This is a genomic window from Microbacterium algihabitans, assembly GCF_032464975.1.
Lineage (GTDB): Bacteria > Actinomycetota > Actinomycetes > Actinomycetales > Microbacteriaceae > Microbacterium > Microbacterium algihabitans.
This window is the reverse complement of sequence record NZ_JAWDIU010000005.1, coordinates 206,528-223,699: the sequence shown is the minus strand read 5'-3', so window position 1 is coordinate 223,699 and position 17,172 is coordinate 206,528. Positions and strand designations below refer to the sequence as shown.

Annotated in this window: 15 protein-coding genes; 12 read left to right on the top strand and 3 right to left on the bottom strand. The window is 70.5% G+C overall.

The window, feature by feature from the left end; translation table 11 throughout:
• Positions 1 to 34 precede the first annotated feature (34 nt).
• The 7 genes from ruvC to RWH43_RS14190 all read left to right on the top strand — a co-directional run bounded on the left by ruvC (position 35) and on the right by RWH43_RS14190 (position 7,924).
• Complete coding sequence (gene ruvC / locus RWH43_RS14220; RefSeq protein WP_316001785.1) at positions 35 to 637, top strand: crossover junction endodeoxyribonuclease RuvC; 603 nt, start codon at positions 35 to 37, stop codon at positions 635 to 637.
• Positions 638 to 646: 9 nt separating this feature from the next.
• Positions 647 to 1,267 carry a Holliday junction branch migration protein RuvA gene (ruvA, locus tag RWH43_RS14215; protein WP_144833504.1) on the top strand — a complete coding sequence of 207 codons (621 nt, stop codon included), beginning with the start codon at positions 647 to 649 and terminating at the stop codon, positions 1,265 to 1,267.
• The gene (gene ruvB / locus RWH43_RS14210) at positions 1,260 to 2,306 is read left to right on the top strand and encodes a Holliday junction branch migration DNA helicase RuvB (protein WP_144833502.1); all 1,047 of its coding nucleotides are present in this window, start codon (positions 1,260 to 1,262) and stop codon (positions 2,304 to 2,306) included. Before ruvA ends, ruvB begins: the two co-directional genes overlap by 8 nt.
• Before the next feature lie 93 nt (positions 2,307 to 2,399).
• Positions 2,400 to 2,855 carry a preprotein translocase subunit YajC gene (locus RWH43_RS14205; protein ID WP_144833501.1) on the top strand — a complete coding sequence of 152 codons (456 nt, stop codon included), beginning with the start codon at positions 2,400 to 2,402 and terminating at the stop codon, positions 2,853 to 2,855.
• Positions 2,856 to 2,902: 47 nt separating this feature from the next.
• Positions 2,903 to 4,612, top strand: a complete 1,710-nt coding sequence (secD, locus tag RWH43_RS14200; RefSeq protein ID WP_316001784.1) for a protein translocase subunit SecD — start codon at positions 2,903 to 2,905, stop codon at positions 4,610 to 4,612.
• On the top strand, positions 4,612 to 5,598 hold the full coding sequence (gene secF / locus RWH43_RS14195; protein ID WP_144833497.1) for a protein translocase subunit SecF: 987 nt from the start codon (positions 4,612 to 4,614) through the stop codon (positions 5,596 to 5,598). Before secD ends, secF begins: the two co-directional genes overlap by 1 nt.
• A 76-nt stretch (positions 5,599 to 5,674) precedes the next feature.
• Complete coding sequence (locus tag RWH43_RS14190; RefSeq protein WP_144833495.1) at positions 5,675 to 7,924, top strand: RelA/SpoT family protein; 2,250 nt, start codon at positions 5,675 to 5,677, stop codon at positions 7,922 to 7,924.
• 99 nt (positions 7,925 to 8,023) lie between these two features.
• Here RWH43_RS14190 and RWH43_RS14185 read toward each other — a convergent pair whose 3' ends face one another.
• The 3 genes from RWH43_RS14185 to RWH43_RS14175 all read right to left on the bottom strand — a co-directional run bounded on the left by RWH43_RS14185 (position 8,024) and on the right by RWH43_RS14175 (position 10,750).
• Complete coding sequence (locus RWH43_RS14185) at positions 8,024 to 8,587, bottom strand: type IV toxin-antitoxin system AbiEi family antitoxin (RefSeq protein ID WP_230704632.1); 564 nt, start codon at positions 8,585 to 8,587, stop codon at positions 8,024 to 8,026.
• Positions 8,588 to 8,665: 78 nt separating this feature from the next.
• Positions 8,666 to 10,375, bottom strand: coding sequence for a DUF349 domain-containing protein (locus RWH43_RS14180; RefSeq protein ID WP_316001783.1), 1,710 nt, complete (start codon positions 10,373 to 10,375; stop codon positions 8,666 to 8,668).
• Positions 10,376 to 10,456: 81 nt separating this feature from the next.
• Positions 10,457 to 10,750, bottom strand: coding sequence for a dioxygenase (locus tag RWH43_RS14175; protein WP_437127392.1), 294 nt, complete (start codon positions 10,748 to 10,750; stop codon positions 10,457 to 10,459).
• A gap of 126 nt (positions 10,751 to 10,876) precedes the next feature.
• Between RWH43_RS14175 and RWH43_RS14170 the strand changes: the two genes are divergently transcribed.
• The 5 genes from RWH43_RS14170 (at position 10,877) to ruvX (ending at position 17,170) form a co-directional block, all read left to right on the top strand.
• A complete protein-coding gene (locus tag RWH43_RS14170) occupies positions 10,877 to 12,292 on the top strand; it encodes a replication-associated recombination protein A (RefSeq protein WP_230704631.1) in 1,416 nt (471 codons plus the stop codon).
• A gap of 188 nt (positions 12,293 to 12,480) precedes the next feature.
• The gene (gene rpsD / locus RWH43_RS14165) at positions 12,481 to 13,110 is read left to right on the top strand and encodes a 30S ribosomal protein S4 (protein WP_144833486.1); all 630 of its coding nucleotides are present in this window, start codon (positions 12,481 to 12,483) and stop codon (positions 13,108 to 13,110) included.
• Positions 13,111 to 13,679: 569 nt separating this feature from the next.
• The gene (locus tag RWH43_RS14160) at positions 13,680 to 13,967 is read left to right on the top strand and encodes an ATPase (RefSeq protein WP_230704630.1); all 288 of its coding nucleotides are present in this window, start codon (positions 13,680 to 13,682) and stop codon (positions 13,965 to 13,967) included.
• A gap of 63 nt (positions 13,968 to 14,030) precedes the next feature.
• Complete coding sequence (gene alaS, locus RWH43_RS14155) at positions 14,031 to 16,700, top strand: alanine--tRNA ligase (protein ID WP_316001781.1); 2,670 nt, start codon at positions 14,031 to 14,033, stop codon at positions 16,698 to 16,700.
• Positions 16,697 to 17,170, top strand: coding sequence for a Holliday junction resolvase RuvX (gene ruvX / locus RWH43_RS14150; protein WP_144833482.1), 474 nt, complete (start codon positions 16,697 to 16,699; stop codon positions 17,168 to 17,170). The genes alaS and ruvX overlap by 4 nt, the downstream gene beginning before the upstream one ends.
• The last annotated feature ends 2 nt before the right edge of the window (positions 17,171 to 17,172 follow it).

Genomic DNA, 17,172 nt, shown 5'->3' with positions numbered 1-17,172 from the left:
CTCGACCACGACCCCTGCGCCTACCGTGGGGGTCGTGGCATCTTCCCTGCGCGTCCTCGGCATCGACCCCGGCCTCACGCGCTGCGGCATCGGCATCGTCGACGTCGCTCCCAACCGCACGGCCACCCTCGTGCACGTCGGGGTGGCGCGTTCGGCACCGACCGATCCGATCGAGAAACGTCTCGCGGCCATCGCCGCCGGCATCCGCGAAGTTCTCCTCGCCCACCAGCCGCACGTCGTCGCCGTCGAGCGCGTGTTCGCACAGAACAACCGCCATTCGGTGATGGGCACGGCCCAGGCCAGCGGCATCGCGCTGCTGCTCGCCGCCGAGCACGGTCTCACCGCCGCCACGCACACGCCCAGCGAGGTCAAGGCCGCGATCACCGGCTACGGCTCGGCCAACAAGCTGCAGGTGCAGACGATGGTCGCGCGCGTGCTGCGCCTCGACTCTCTTCCCCAGCCGGCGGATGCCGCGGACGCGCTGGCCATCGCGCTCTGCCACGCGTGGCGCGGGGGAGCAGCCGCAGCTCCCGGCGGCGCGGAGCTCACCCCCGCGCAGCGCGCCTGGCGCGACGCCGAGAAGCGACGGACACCGCCGACGCGTGTCGCTCGAACACATGTACGAACCGATGCGTAGGCTCGGAGCATGATCTCTTCGCTGCACGGGACGGCGGCCCACGTCGCCGACGACTCGCTCGTGATCGTGGTGGGCGGCGTCGGTTTCTCCGTCGCCGTCACCTCGCAACTCGCCCGCACCGTCCACGTCGGCGATGACGTGCACCTGCACACGAACCTCATCGTGCGCGAAGACGCCCTGTCGCTCTACGGCTTCGACACCCGCGAAGAGCTGACCGTGTTCACGCAGCTGATCAGCGTGACCGGCGTCGGACCGAAGTCGGCCCTCGGCGTGCTGTCGTCGCTCACCGTTCCGCAGATCGCCCAGGCCGTCGCCGACGACGACGACGCCCCCTTCCGCCGCGTGTCGGGCATCGGCCCCAAGACCGCGAAGCTCATCGTCGTGCAGCTCGCGGGCAAGCTCGCCGTGATTCCCGCCACCGCCCCCGCGGCCGTGTCGGCGCACGGACAGGTGCCCCTGCAGGTGACGCAGGCGCTCATCGGCCTCGGGTGGACCGAACGCACGGCGGCCGAGGCCGTGGCATCCGTCGCCGAGAACGCCTCCGACGCCGACCGCGCGTCGGTGCAGGCGCTGCTGCGACTGACGCTCGCGCTGCTCGGCCCCGCCCGCAAGGAGAGCGTGAGTGGCTGACGTCCGCGACGCCGGCACCCCCGACGACGAGGTCGAGCTCGCGATCGAGGGGGCGCTGCGCCCCACCTCGCTCGCCGAGTTCGTCGGCCAGCAGAAGGTGCGCGGTCAGTTGCAACTGCTGCTCGACGCCGCACGCATCCAGCAGCGCTCGCCCGACCACATCCTGCTGTCGGGCCCTCCCGGGCTCGGCAAGACCACGCTCGCCATGATCGTCGCGCACGAGAGCGGCCGCCCCCTGCGCCTGTCGAGCGGACCGGCGATCCAGCACGCGGGCGACCTCGCGGCCCTGCTGTCCTCCCTCACGCCGGGTGAAGTGCTCTTCATCGACGAGATCCACCGCATGGCGCGCTCGGCCGAAGAGATGCTGTACCTCGCGATGGAGGACTTCCGCATCGACATCATGGTCGGCAAGGGTGCGGGTGCCACCAGCATCCCCCTCGACCTCGCCCCCTTCACCCTCGTCGGCGCCACCACCCGGTCGGGCCTGCTGCCGAACCCGCTGCGCGACCGCTTCGGCTTCACCGCCCACCTCGAGTACTACGAGCCCGAAGAGCTCGAGCAGGTCGTCACGCGTTCGGCGTCGATGCTCGACGTCGGGCTGCCGGGCACCGCGCGCTCCGAGATCGCGCGCCGCTCGCGCGGAACCCCCCGCATCGCGAACCGCCTGCTGCGCCGCGTGCGCGACTACCTCGTGGTGCACGGGCCGTCCGCGGGCGCCGAACACGGCGACGCCGACGTGCGCACGGTCGGTGCCGCCCTCGACCTCTACGACGTCGACTCCATCGGCCTCGACCGCCTCGACCGCGCCGTGCTCGACGCGCTCGTGCGGCGCTTCCGCGGGGGACCGGTCGGACTCAGCACGCTCGCGGTCGCCGTCGGCGAAGAGCCCGAGACGATCGAGTCCGTCGTCGAGCCCTACCTCGTGCGCATCGGATTCATGGGCCGCACCCCCCGCGGCCGGGTCGCCACCCCGGAGGCGTACGACCACCTGGGCGCCCCTCACCCCGACGGCCTGCTCCGGTTCAGCCAGGGGTCATGACCTATACTCGGCGGGGGATTCCCCGACCCCCGCTCTACCCCCCGCTAGGCAGTGCCGCACGGCGCGCCTGACTTTGAAAGGTGCACCGCCTCGATGGATATCGCCCGGTTCTTCTCCGATTACGGCCTCATCATCCTGCTCATCGGCCTGCTGGTCTTCATGTTCTGGAGCTCGCGCCGCCGCATGCAGAAGCAGAAGGCCGAGCAGGAGAAGAAGGCCCGCGAGACCGTCGCCGGCGCCGAGGTCCTGCTGCAGGGCGGCCTGTACGGCACCATCGTCGAGTACGACGGTGAAGACCTCGACAAGCCCGCGCTGGTCGAGATCGCGCCCGGCGTGGTCATCAAGGTGCACAGCCAGGCCGTGCTCCGCATCGTCGACGCCGCCCAGGGCGCCGTCACCGAAGACGAGTTCATCGAGGCCGAGGAGTCCGAGGCCGAATACATCGCGGGCGTCGCCGACCACGACATCACCTCGATCAGCGACGACCAGCGCGCCGCCCGTCAGCACACCGAGGCCGAGCAGACCGACAAGGACCGCCCGCAGGCCTGACCTCCGCTCTTCCGCCGTACTCGCCCGCCGCACAGAAAGCCGACTCCGTGGCGCCCTCGACTCCTGTCCGTCATGCCTGGCGCGTGTTGACCGGACTGCTCGCCATCACCGGCGTGCTGTTCGGCATCAACGCGCTCGGCGTGTACACCTTCAACGCCAGTTCCTGGTCTCCCGAGCTCGCGCTCGACCTCCAGGGCGGCACGCAGATCATCCTGCAGGCCCAGACCACCGACGGCGCCGCGCCCGACAGCGATCAGCTGCAGCAGGCCGTGTCGATCATCCGCCAGCGCGTCGACGCCTCGGGCGTCGGCGAGGCCGACGTGGCCACCGAGGGCGGACAGAACATCGTCGTGCAGATCCCCGGCCAGGCCGACGAGGCCACCCGCCAGCGGATCCAGAGCGCCGCGCAGCTCCAGCTGCGTCCCGTGCTGTTCACGGGCTCGCCGGCCACGACGTTCGTCGGCGCCGACGGCAACTCCACGCCGTACCCGACGCCCGACCCGAGCCTGCCGGCCACGCCCACCGCGTCGCCGACCGACGCGAGCGACCCGGCGTACATCACCCCGGCTCTGCAGGCGCAGTTTCTCTCGTACGACTGCGCGAACCCGCCGAGCAACCCCGCGCAGGCCCCGGCAGACCAGCCGATGATCACGTGCGGGCTCCAGGACGGTACGAAGTACATCCTCGGACCCGTCGAGCTCGACGGAAACGACATCGTCGACGCCACGAACGGCCAGGAACAGAACACCGGCCGCTGGGCCGTCAACCTCGTCTTCAACGACCAGGGCACCCAGAAGTTCGGCGAGATCAGCCAGCGCCTTTACGGCAAGCAGGCACCCTTCAACCAGTTCGCGTTCGTGCTCGACGGTCAGGTGCTGTCGGCTCCCTCGATGAACGGCATCATCCTCGACGGCCGCCCCAGCATCACGGGCAGCTTCACGCAGGAGTCGTCGAAGGCCCTCGCCGACCAGCTGAAGTACGGCGCCCTGCCGCTGAGCTTCACCGTCGTCAGCAGTGACACCGTGTCGGCGACACTCGGTTCGCAGCAGCTGCAGGTCGGTCTGATCGCCGGCCTCATCGGCCTCGGCCTCGTCGCGATCTATTCGCTGATCGTCTACCGGGCCCTGGGCACGGTGATCATCGCGTCTCTCGCCGTGATGGCGGTGTTGACCTACGCCGCGATCTGCATCCTCGCGTGGCGCGCCGGCTTCCGCCTGTCGCTCGCCGGTGTCGCGGGTCTGATCGTCACGATCGGCTTCACCGCCGACTCGTTCATCGTGTACTTCGAACGCATCCGCGACGAGTTGCGCGACGGCAAGTCGATCACCGCGGCCGTCGAAGACGGATGGGGTCGCGCCAAGCGCACGATCTACATCTCGAAGTCGATCAACATCCTCGCCGCCGTCGTGCTGTACATCCTCGCGGATGCCACGGTGAAGGGCTTCGCGTTCACCCTGGGCCTGACCACGGCGATCGACATCCTGATCTTCATCCTGTTCACCCACCCGGTCATGCAGCTGTTGGCGCGAACGCGCTTCTTCGGCTCGGGCCACCCGCTCTCGGGGATGGACCCCAACGCGCTCGGGGCCGTCTACCGCGGTCGTGCGGAGTTCCGCGCCCCGGTCGTCGACAGCGGTCGCGCCAAGCGCTCGCGGGCCGAGGCCGCACGTCGGCAGACGATCGCCGAACGCAAGCAGGCCGAGCTCGCTGCCGCGTCCCGCGGCGATAGCCGCTCCACGAAGGAGGGAGACGACTGATGCGCTCCATGTCTCAGCTCGGAAACGACCTCTACTCCGGGAAGACCTCGTTCCCGTTCGTGCAGCGTCGTCGTCTGTGGTTCATCATCGCGGCGGTGCTCGTCATCGGCGCGGCGCTCGTGCCCTTCATCCGCCCCGTGCAGTTCTCGATCGAGTTCACGGGTGGGTCGCAGTTCACCGTGTCGAACCCCGCCAGCTTCGACCAGTCGCTCGCGACGAACGCGGTGACCTCGGTCGTGCCGGGCGCGCAGACGCGCGTCACCACGATCAGCGACCAGGCCGTCCGCGTGCAGACCGACCAGCTCGGCAGCGACCAGACGCAGGCCGTCTCGGCCGCGCTCGCGAGCGCGTACGACGTGCCCTCCGCCGAGGTGACCGACTCGTTCATCGGTCCCACCTGGGGCGCCGACGTCACGCGTCAGTCGCTGTGGGGTCTGGCGATCTTCCTCGCGCTGACCTTCCTCATCCTCGCGCTGTACTTCCGCACGTGGAAGATGTCGGTCGCCGCGATCATCGGCCTGGTCGACGTGCTCGTCATCACCATCGGCGTGTACGCGGTGTTCGGGTTCGAGATCTCGCCCGCGGCGGTGATCGGCTTCCTCACGATCCTCTCCTACGCCCTCTACGACACCACCGTCGTCTTCGACAAGGTGCGCGAGAACACGAGGGAAGACGGCGAGATCTCCGGCCGCACCTTCGCGGAGTCGGTCAACCTCGCCGCCAACCAGACGCTGATCCGCTCGATCAACACGACGGTCGTGGCCGTGCTCCCGGTCGGTGCGATCCTCTTCATCGGTGTTCCGCTCGGTGCCCGCACGCTGAGCGACATCTCACTGTCGATCTTCGTCGGCACGATCGTCGCGGCCTACTCGACCCTGTTCGTCGCCGTCCCGATGTACGCGCTGCTGCGCGAGTCGGAGAAGCCCATCGCCCAGCGCGACGCCCGCGTCGTCGCCGCGCGCGAGAAGGCGGGCGTCCCGGCCTGAGGCCGGGGCCCCGCCGCTCTCCGGGGCATCGCGCGGGGCGTAGACTTGATCGACTGGCCGTGAGGAAGGGGTGGCGATGACCGAGACCGCATCCTCCGCGCCGCCGCCGTCCTCGCTGCGACGCCTCGTGCCGCGCATCTTCTCGCGTGCCGCCCGCCGCGACGACGTCGACAAGTTGCTGCGAACGGTGCGCACGCATCACCCCAAGGGTGATCTCGCGATCATCGAGCGCGCCTACGCCGTCGCTGACAAGGCGCACGACGGGCAGAAGCGCCAGAGCGGCGAGCCGTACATCACGCACCCGCTCGCCGTCGCGCAGATCCTTGCCGAGCTGGGCCTGGGGCCGAAGGCCATCGCCGCGGCCCTCCTGCACGACACGGTCGAAGACACCGACTACCCGCTCGACGAGCTCGCCGCCGACTTCGGCGACGAGGTGGCGATGCTCGTCGACGGCGTCACCAAGCTCGACAAGGTCAAGTACGGCGACAGCGCGCAGGCCGAGACCGTCCGCAAGATGATCGTGGCGATGTCGAAAGACATCCGCGTGCTGCTGATCAAGCTCGCCGACCGCCTGCACAACGCGCGCACCTGGGGCTTCGTCCCGCCCCACAAGGCGGCCAAGAAGGCCACCGAGACGCTCGAGATCTACGCCCCGCTGGCTCACCGCCTCGGCATCCAGGCGATCAAGAGCGAGCTCGAAGACCTCTCGTTCGCGGTCATGCACCCCAAGCTCTACGCCGAGATCGAGAGCCTCGTCAAACAGCGCACCCCGCAGCGCGAGCAGTACGTGCAGAACGTGATCGACGCCGTCGACGCCGACCTGCGCGAGCTCCGCGTGCGCGGGCGCGTCATGGGTCGACCGAAGCAGCTGTACTCGGTGTACCAGAAGATGGTCGTGCGGGGCCGCGAGTTCGACGACATCTACGACCTCATCGGCATCCGCATCCTCGTCGGGACCGTGCGGGACTGCTACGCGGTGCTCGGCGCGATCCACGCGCGGTGGACACCGCTGCCCGGGCGGTTCAAGGACTACATCGCCACGCCCAAGTTCAACCTGTACCAGTCGCTGCACACGACGGTGATCGGCCCGGGCGGGCGCACGGTCGAGATCCAGATCCGCACGAACGAGATGCACCAGCAGGCCGAGTTCGGCGTGGCCGCGCACTGGAAGTACAAAGAGCGCATGGCCGGCGGCAAGACCGACGCGAAGGCGGTCGACGCCGACATGGCCTGGATCGCGCACATCTCCGACTGGCAGGCCGAGACCGCCGACCCGGGGGAGTTCCTCGACTCGCTGCGCTTCGAGATCGGCGCCAAAGAGGTCTACGTCTTCACGCCGAAGGGGCGCGTCGTGGGTCTTCCCACCGGCGCCACCCCCGTCGACTTCGCCTACGCCGTGCACACCGAGATCGGCCACCGCACGATGGGCGCCAAGGTCAACGGTCGCCTCGTGCCGCTGGAGTCGACGCTGCAGAGCGGCGACGTCGTCGAGGTCTTCACCTCGAAGAACCCCGATGCCGGCCCCAGCCAAGACTGGCTCGGCTTCGTCAAGAGCACCCGCGCGCGCAACAAGATCCGCGGGTGGTTCACCAAGGAGCGTCGCGAAGAGGCCATCGAGCAGGGCAAGGACTCCATCGCCCGCGCCATGCGCCGGCAGAATCTGCCGCTGCAGCGCCTGATGAACCAAGACTCGTTCACCGAGGTGGCACGGCAGTTCCACTACGAAGACGTCTCCGCCCTGTACGCCGCGGTCGGAGAAGGCCACGTCTCGACCCAGTCGGTCATCGAGAAGGTCACCGCGCTCGTCAGCGCCGAAGAGACCAACACCGGTCCCATCGACATCCCCGTCGGGCGCAGCCGCGCCCCGCGCGGCGGAGACTCCGGCGTCCTCGTGCGCGGAGCCCCCGACATCCTCGTCAAGCTCGCCAAGTGCTGCACGCCCGTGCCCGGCGACGAGATCGTCGGCTTCGTCACGCGCGGCAGCGGAGTCTCGGTGCACCGCGGCGACTGCACCAACGTGCGCTCGCTCAAGGAAGAACCCGACCGTCTCATCGAGGTCGAGTGGGCGCCGACGACCAAGAGCGTGTTCCTCGTGCAGATCCAGGTCGAGGCCCTCGACCGCTCGGGTCTGCTGAGCGACGTCACGCGCGTGCTCAGCGAGCATCACGTCAACATCCTCTCGGCGACCGTATCGACCACCAACGACCGCCTCGCCCTGAGCAAGTTCGTGTTCGAGATGGGCGACACCGTGCACCTCGACCGGGTGCTCAACGCCGTGCGCCGCATCGACGCCGTCTACGACGTGTACCGCGTCACCTCGTCGTAAGGCCGGCGTCTCGCGACCGAGGCCGCGTGCCGGTCTGCCCGTGCGCCGTCTCGCTCGATTCAATCGTGGATCGTCACGGCGGCCGGGGGATCCGACGCGTCAGCTCGTGGGCTGCGACTCGGACCGACCCGCCGCCGTCTGCGCGAGCACGTCGGCGGCGCGACGGGCGAAAGGGAATCGCGGATGCCGCGCGAGCCACTCGACCGCGTCATCCCGAGCTCCGGGATCATCGGCGGCCCACATGCGAGCGGCACGACGCTCGGTCTCGTCGTCGCTGCGCGCGAGGTCGACGAGGGTGCGTACGGGTGAGGTGACCGACACCCCCGCCACCTGCCGCACGTCGGCGGCCGCAAGGCGCACCTCGTGAGACACGACGCGCGCGTCGTGCGGCGCGCGGGCGCGGGTGGCCGCGACGCGCTGCACGTGGTGTCGATACGGTTCGGTCAGCACCCCGCCGTGGATCCACGCCGCGCTCAGGCGGATCGCCGCCCACCGCTCACCCACGAGCGGGGCGATGCTGCGCGCGCGCATCCACGGCGTCTCGACGGCATCGGCGGGGATGTAGCCCGCCCCGAGCGGGACCAGGATGCCGTCGAGGCACGCAGCGGTGAGCTCGGCGATCGACAGACGCTCACCGGGGAAGAACAGGAAGGGCGACACCATTCCGCCAGTGTGGCGGGAACGGTGTCGCCCCGTGACGGAAGTCCGTCAGCCTGTGGATAACCCGGTGGGTCGGCCTGTTCAGCCGCCGAGAGCGCGCAGCCAGGTGCGGCGCGCCTCGAGGGCCTCCTGCGCCTGGGCCACGGCGCGCTTGTCGCCCCTGGCCTCGGCGGCGGCGAGCTCGGCCTCGAGCTTGTCGATGGCGTCGGTGAGCTGACGCGTCATGTCGTTGGCGCGCGCCTTCTGCTCGGGGTCGTTGCGCTTCCAGTCGGCGTCCTCGCGGGTGCGCACGCTCTGCTCGATCTTGCGGAGCTCGTCGTCGAGGGCGCGCTCCTTGTCGCGGGGGAAGATGCGACCGATCTCGTCCCACTGACGCTGGATCGCGGTGAGCTTCTGGCGCGCCGTGGCGATGTTCTTCTCATCGACGATCGGAGCGGCCTCTTGCAGCAACACGCGCTTCTGCTCGATCTTCTCCTTCGACGCCTCGGCGTCGGCCGACTCGCGCTCGATGCGCGCGCCGTAGAGCGCGTCGCCAGCGGCCTTGAAGCGCGCCCACAGGGCGTCGTCGACCTTGCGGCCGGCGCGGCCGGTGGCCTTCCACGCGTCGAGCAGATCGCGGTACGCGCCGATGCCGTCTTCGCCACGGGGGGCGAGTGCCTCGGCACGCTCCACCAGGCGGGTCTTCGCCTCGCGCGCGGCCTTGTGGGTCTCGTCGAGCGACGAGAAGAACTCGCGGCGGTGGCGGTCGACCGTGGCGCGGGCGTCGCGGAAGCGGCGCCACAGCTGCTGGGCGGTCGACTTCGACAGGCGCGGACCGTTCTGCTGGTGGGCCTGCCACCGGTCGAACAACGCGGTCATGTCGGCCGTCATCTGCTTCCACTGCACCGTCTGCGGGTCGCGAGCGGCCAGGGCCTCGGCCTCTTCGACGATCGCGGTGCGCTCGCGCACGGCCTCTTCGGTGGCCTGCTTGGCGGCGACGGCCTCGGTCTCACTCGCCTCGGCGAGTTCGGAGGTGAGGGCGTCGACGCGGGTGATCAGAGCCGAGAGGTCGCCGACCGCTGCGGCACCGTCGAGCTTGCCGTGCAGCGCCTTGGCCGCGGCGCGCAGGTCGGACGCCGAGGCGCCACCGCGACGGTGACGGGTCTCGAGCAGCGTGACCTCGCCGGCGAGGTCGGCGAACTTGCGTTGGAAGTAGGCGAGGGCCTCGGCGGGGGTGCCGTCGGGGTACTGCCCGACGACGCGCCACTCGTCGCCCTCGCGGACCGACACGGTTCCTTCGTCATCGACGCGGCCCCAGGGCTCGGTCGACGAGGTGGAGGCCTTCTTGCCGGGCGGGGGACCGGGCACGCGCGCACCGGGGCGGGGGCCGGGGGCCGCCGGGGCGGCGGGGGCCTCATCGTTCGCGGACGCGTCCTCAGCAGGGGCGTCTTCGGCGGGAGCCTCAGCGGCGGCAGCGTCCTCAGCGGGGGCGTCCTCGACGGCGTCCGCGGCGCGAGCCTCGTCCGCAGGAGCACCCTCGGCGGGCGCGTCCTCCGCAGAGGCATCCTCGACGGAGGCCTCGTCAGCGGCGGGGGCGTCAGCCGCGGCCGCGTCTTCGACGGGGGATTCCTCGGCGGGAGCGTCCGACGTCTCATCGGCGGAGACCGGAGCCGTCAGGTCGTCGGAGGCCGCGGCATCCGGAGCCTCGACGGCCTCGGCCGTCTTGGCGCTGTCGGCCTGGGTGGTGTCGACCTCGACGTCGTTCGCGGCGTCGCGCGGGTCGGAGGACTCGGGGGTGGGGACGGAAGTCACGGGTAGCACCTCATCGCGGCAGAACCGCCTGGGGGAGAAGGACCCTCCGAGCCTAGTACGCGCGGCCCCCGCGAGACAGGATCAGGGCGTCGGCGTCGCCGCGGGAGCAGGCGCGGAGGGGGAGGTGTCGGGCGTCGACGCGGGCGTGGCGGGCGCCGACGGCGAGGGCGCGGGAGCACCGGGCCCGGCCACGAAGTACGCGGTCTGCACGCCGATGGCTCCGGCGATCACGACGAGACCGACCACGACGGCGAGCAGGTTGTCGCGCCGACGGCGTCGTCCCTGTCGCTCGTGCAGCTCGAGCCGCGCCTGGTAGGTGCGGGCGCGCTCGCGCTGCTCCCGCGTCTGCCGGTCTTTTCCGCGCGTCGCCACCATCGACTCCTCTCGCCCGTCACGGGCCCTTCGATCCTACAAAGCGGCGCCCGCGCGACACTCCCGCCCGCGCCCGTCGCGGTCCGCCCGCCCGGGCTCGATGTCGGAAGCCGCGGTTAGCCTGGAGGGGTGACCCCTTCCTCCGCCCTCTTCCAGGGCCAGACGCCGCTCGCCGTGCGCATGCGGCCGACCAGCCTCGACGAGGTCGCCGGCCAAGGGCACTTGCTGCGACCGGGATCGCCGTTGGTCACACTCGCGACGACCGACTCCTCGTCATCCGCGTCGGCGGCCTCGGTCATCCTCTGGGGCCCGCCCGGCACCGGCAAGACGACGCTCGCCCAGGCCATCGCCCGGTCGTCGGGGCGACGCTTCGTGGAGTTGTCGGCGATCACCGCGGGCGTCAAAGACGTGCGCGAGGTCATGCAAGAAGCCCTCACCCAGCGCGATCTGTACGGGCAGTCGACGATCCTGTTCCTCGACGAGATCCACCGCTTCACCAAGGCCCAGCAAGACGCGCTGCTCCCCGGCGTCGAGAACGGCTGGGTCGTGCTCATCGCCGCGACCACCGAGAACCCGTCGTTCTCGGTGATCTCGCCCCTGCTCTCGCGCTCGCTCCTGCTGACCCTGCGTCCCCTCGGCGACGACGACCTCGGAGCCCTGGTGGATCGCGCGGTGACCGACCCCCGCGGCCTCGCCGGACGCGTGGTGCTCGACGACGACGCCCGGGCGGCCCTGGTGCGCCTGGCCTCCGGCGACGCCCGACGCGCCCTCACCGCCCTCGAGGCGGCGGCCTCTGTCGCGGGCGACGATGCGGGGGCGACCGCACCGGCCGTCCGCGACGCCGAGGACGAAGACGACTCCGACGACGACGAGGATCCCGGTCCGTTCACCGGCGGAGGAGACGAGCTCCCCGTCATCACCGCCGACCACATCGCCCAGGCCGTCGACCGCGCCCTGCTCCGCTACGACCGCCAGGGCGACGAGCACTACGACGTCATCAGCGCCTTCATCAAGTCGGTGCGGGGGTCGGATCCGGATGCCGCGATCCACTACCTCGCGCGCATGATCGAGGCGGGCGAGGACCCCCGCTTCATCGCGCGGCGCCTGGTCATCTCGGCCGCGGAAGACATCGGCATGGCCGACCCGCAGGCCCTGCAGATCGCGGTCGCCGCGGCCGACGCGGTCGCGTTCATCGGCATGCCCGAGGGACGCATCCCCCTTGCCGAGGCGACCGTGTACCTCGCCACGACCGCCAAGTCGAACGCCGCCTACAACGCCATCAACGCCGCGATCGCCGACGTGCGCGCGGGCGGGTTCGGACGCGTGCCGATGCACCTGCGCGACGCGCACTATCCCGGCGCCAAGCGACTCGGGCACGGCAAGGGCTACAAGTACGCGCACGACAGCGACATCGGCATCGTCACGCAGCAATATCTGCCCGACGAGCTCGTCGGCAAGCGGTACTACGAACCCACCAGTCACGGTGCCGAACGCGACGTGTCGGCGCGTCTTGAGAAGATCCGCCGCATCCTCGAGGGGCGCTGACGCGGCATCCGGCATGCTCCCGGCGCGCTCTGATAGCATGAACCGGCTCGAAACAGGGTTTTCGGGCATCCCCTCCTTCCTGTGATCACCTTCCGGTGCGCCCCGGCGTGCGCTTCGGATCGGGCGGAAGGGGGCGATACGCCCGTGAGCCGTGAAAGGCGCGGCCACGTCATCGGAAGGAGAACTTCGTGACCACGAAGTCTCAGGACCGCCGCAAGGTGCGTCTGTCGCGCGCCCTCGGCGTCGCACTCACCCCCAAGGCCGCCCGCTACCTCGAGAAGCGTCCCTACGCTCCCGGTGAGCACGGCCGCACCAAGCGCAAGGCCGACAGCGACTACGCCGTCCGTCTCCGTGAGAAGCAGCGTCTGCGCGAGCAGTACGGCATCCGCGAGAAGCAGCTTCGCATCGCGTTCAACGAGGCCCGCCGCACCGACGGCCTGACCGGTGAGAACCTGGTCGAGCTGCTCGAGATGCGTCTGGACGCCCTCGTCGTGCGTTCGGGCTTCGCCCGCACCACCGCGCAGGCTCGCCAGCTCGTCGTGCACCGCCACATCATGGTCGACGGCCAGCTCGTGGACCGCCCGTCGTTCCGCGTCAAGCCGGGACAGCTGATCCACGTCAAGACCAAGAGCGAGGGCCTCGAGCCCTTCCAGGTCGCCGCCGCCGGTGGGCACGCCGAAGTGCTGCCCCCCGTTCCGGGCTACCTCGAGGTCGACCTCTCCACGCTGCAGGCGAAGCTTCTGCGCCGCCCCAAGCGCGCCGAGGTTCCCGTGACGTGTGAAGTTCAGCTCGTCGTCGAGTACTACGCCGCCCGCTGATCTCAGCGAGCAGAGAAGGGCGTCGGGTTCTCCCGGCGCCCTTCGTCGTTCCCGGGTCGCGCTGTCGCGCCGCCCTTCGTCCTTTCGGGGTCGCGCTCCCGCGTGGCCCTTCGTCGTTTCCGGGTCGCGCTCTCACGCGGCCCTGCGTCGTTCTCAGCCCGAGCACCGGCCTCCCCGGACACGACGCAGGAGATCCGCCGTCAACGGTCGGCAATCCGGGGGCAACGGGCGGATCCGCGTCCGATCTCCTGCGTTGTGTCCGCCCGGACTCCCTGCCGGCGCCGGGCACCCGTCGCGGGCGAGAGGGACGCAACGCAGTAGTCTCGGCGCCGCAGCCCTACGCACGCAGGGCCGCGAGCCACCGATGAGGCAGAACTCCTGCGTCGTGTCAGGACACGCGGCCGCTCCGACGCGGCAGCGCTCCGCGACGCGACGGCGGCGGGAAGCGCCCGCAGGCGGCTGGGGACGGGCCGACTCCACGGCATCCCGTCGGTGGACGCGCGCGCCGCGGGGGCCGTCGCTTACGATGAGGGATGCCGCGATCGCGGCGTCGTATCGAGGAAGAAGTGGTGATCGTGAAAAGCCTCGTCTGGTTCGCGTTGGGTATCGCCGGTGGTTTCGTCGCCGCCCACCTGGTCAACAAGGACCCGCGCGGGCAGGAGGTGCTCGCCCAGCTCGACTCGCGCATCGGCGAGTTCACCGACCGTATGAGCGACGCCTACCACCAGCAGGAGACCCGACTCTCCGAGATCATCGACGACGCCAAGGGCGTCGCCGCCGCCGCTGTCGACAAGACCGCGGATGCCGTGGGCGACGCCGCCGCCACGGCCACGAAGGCCGTTTCCTCCTCCGACTGACCTCCCTGCGGCATCCGTCCCCGAACACCGGGGCGGATCCGCACGCGCACGGAAAGACCCGCCATGAAAACCGCCGAGATCGCCCAGCGCTTCCTCGACTTCTTCGAGAAGAAGAACCACACGATCGTCCCCTCGGCCTCGCTCGTCACCGACGACCCGGCCCTGCTGTTCACCGTGGCGGGCATGGTGCCCTTCATCCCGTACCTCAGCGGTGTCGTGCCGCCGCCGTACCCCCGCGCGGCCGACGTGCAGAAGTGCATTCGCACCAACGACATCGAAGAGGTCGGCAAGACCCCGCGTCACGGCACCTTCTTCCAGATGCTCGGCAACTGGTCGTTCGGCGACTACTTCAAGGAAGACGCGATCCGCTTCGCGTGGGAGCTGCTCACCGCGCCCGAGTCGGAGGGCGGACTCGCCTTCGACCCGAAGGATCTGTGGGTCACCGTCTACGAAGAGGACGACGAGGCCCGCGACCTCTGGCTGAAGCTCAGCACCCTGCCTGACGAGCGCATCCAGCGCCTCGGCAAGGACACGAACTACTGGTCGACCGGCCTGCCGGGCCCCGCCGGCCCCTGCTCGGAGATCTTCTTCGACCGCGGTCCCGCATACGGCATCGACGGCGGTCCCGCGACCGACGACGACCGCTACGTCGAGATCTGGAACCTCGTGTTCATGCAGTACGAGATCACCAACGTGCGCTCGAAGTACGACTTCGACATCGTCGGCGAGCTGCCCGCGAAGAACATCGACACCGGCATGGGCCTCGAGCGCATCGCGTTCATCAAGCAGGGCGTCGACAACATGTACGAGACCGACCAGGTGCGCCCCGTGCTCGACCTGGCCGCGAAGCTCGCGGGCAAGTCGTACGGCCAGGAATCGCACGAAGACGACGTGCGCCTGCGCATCGTCGCCGACCACGTGCGCTCCTCGCTCATGCTGCTCGCCGACGGCGTGACCCCCTCGAACGAGGGACGCGGCTACATCCTGCGCCGCATCATGCGCCGCGCGATCCGCTCGATGCGCCTGCTGGGCGTCGAGGGCGCGACCTTCCCCGAGCTGTTCGCCGCCTCGCGCGACGCGATGAAGGAGTCGTATCCCGAGGTCGAGGCCGACTACGCGCGCCTCTCGGCCTACGCGATCGCCGAGGAGCAGACGTTCCTGCGCACGCTCGCGGCCGGGTCGGCGATCCTCGACCAGTCGGTCGTCGAGGCCAAGAACGGCGGCGGCACCACCCTGTCGGGCTCCGAGGCGTTCCTCCTGCACGACACCTACGGCTTCCCGATCGACCTGACGCTCGAGATCGCCGAAGAGGCGGGCTTGTCGGTCGACCGTGCCGCGTTCGACACGCTCATGCTCGAGCAGCGCACGCGCGCCAAGGCCGATGCCCGCGCCCGCAAGGGAGCGATCGCCGACCAGAGCGCGTACCGCGAGTTCCGCGCGCTGGGCGAGACCGTGTTCACCGGCTACACCGAGATGCAGACCGAGTCGAAGATCCTCGGCATCCTCGTGCAGGGCCAGGGCACCGACCGCGCGTCGGAGGGCCAGATCGCCGAGGTCATCCTCGCCGAGACCGCCCTGTACGCCGAGTCGGGCGGCCAGGTCGCCGACAAGGGCGTCATCGTCGGCCCGGGCTACGAGCTCGAGGTGCTCGACGTGCAGCGCCCCGTTCCGGGCCTGGTCAGCCACACCGTCGAGGTCACCACCGGCGAGGTGTCGGTCGGCGCCCCCGCGACGACCGTGGTCGACGCGCTCAACCGCCACGCGGCTCAACAGGCGCACACCGCGACGCACCTCGTGCACGCGGCGATCCGCGACACGCTCGGCAAGAGCGCGACGCAGACCGGTTCGCTCAACCGCGCCGGGTACATGCGCTTCGACTTCAGCTGGGGCTCGGCGCTGTCGCCCGAGACCCGCACCGAGATCGAGGACATCGCCAACAACGCCGTCCGCGACAACCTCGAGGTCACCACGCGCGTGATGTCGCTCGACGAGGCGAAGGCCGCCGGCGCCATGGCGCTGTTCGGCGAGAAGTACGGCGACACCGTGCGCATGGTCGACATCGGCGGCCCCTGGTCGCGTGAGCTGTGCGGTGGCACCCACGTCGCCCGCAGCGCTGAAATCGGCCTGGTCAACCTCGTCGGCGAGCAGTCGGTCGGCGCCTCCAACCGCCGTGTCGAGGCCCTCGTCGGTCTCGACGCCTTCCGCGACCTCGCCGCCGAGCGCGCGATCGTCTCGCAGCTCAGCTCGAGCCTGAAGACGCCGCGCGAGCAGCTGCCCACGCGCATCGCCGAGCTCGCCGCCAACCTCAAGGCCGCCGAGAAGAAGATCGCGGCCTTCGAGGCGCAGGCCCTGACCGGTCGCCTGCCGCAGCTGGTCGAGTCGGCCGTCGCGGTCGGCACGGTGCGCGTCGTCGCACAGAGCCTGGGGGAGGGCGCGTCGGCCGACGACCTTCGCTCGCTCGCGCTGCAGGTGCGCGACCGCCTGGGCACCGACCCGGCCGTGGTGGCGCTCGCGACCGTCGCGGGTGGGCGTGCCACCGTCGTCGTCGTCACCAACGACGCGGCGCGCGAGCGCGGTCTCGCCGCGGGCGCCCTGGCCAAGAACGCCGCCGGTGTGCTCGGCGGCGGAGGCGGCGGACGCCCCGATGTCGCGCAGGGCGGTGGAACGGATGCCGCGGCCCTCCCGCAGGCGCTCGACGGCATCGTCGCCGACGTGCGGGCGACCACCGCGTGACGGAGTTCCGCCGCGGTATCCGCCTCGGCATCGATGTGGGGCGCGCCCGCGTGGGCGTGGCGCGCTCCGACCCCGACGGTGTGCTCGCCGTTCCGGTCGAGACGGTCCAACGCAAGAAGGAGCCGGTGCGACGCATCGTCGCCCTCGCCGCCGAGTACGAGGCGTTCGAGGTGCTCGTCGGTCTGCCGCTGAACCTGCGCGGCGACGACACGCCCTCGACCACCGACGCGCGGGCGTTCGCCCAAGCCCTCGCCGACGCCCTGCCGATGCCGGTGCGCCTGGTCGACGAGCGTCTGAGCACGGTGTCGGCGCACGGCGTCTTGCGGGAAGCAGGACGTTCCCAGCGCGATTCTCGTAGCATTGTGGATCAAGTCGCCGCTGTGGTCCTGCTGCAGCAGGCGCTCGACGTGGAGCGACAGTCCGGCGAGCCGGCCGGACCCGCCGTCACACCGGGACAGGAGCCCGCCTGACA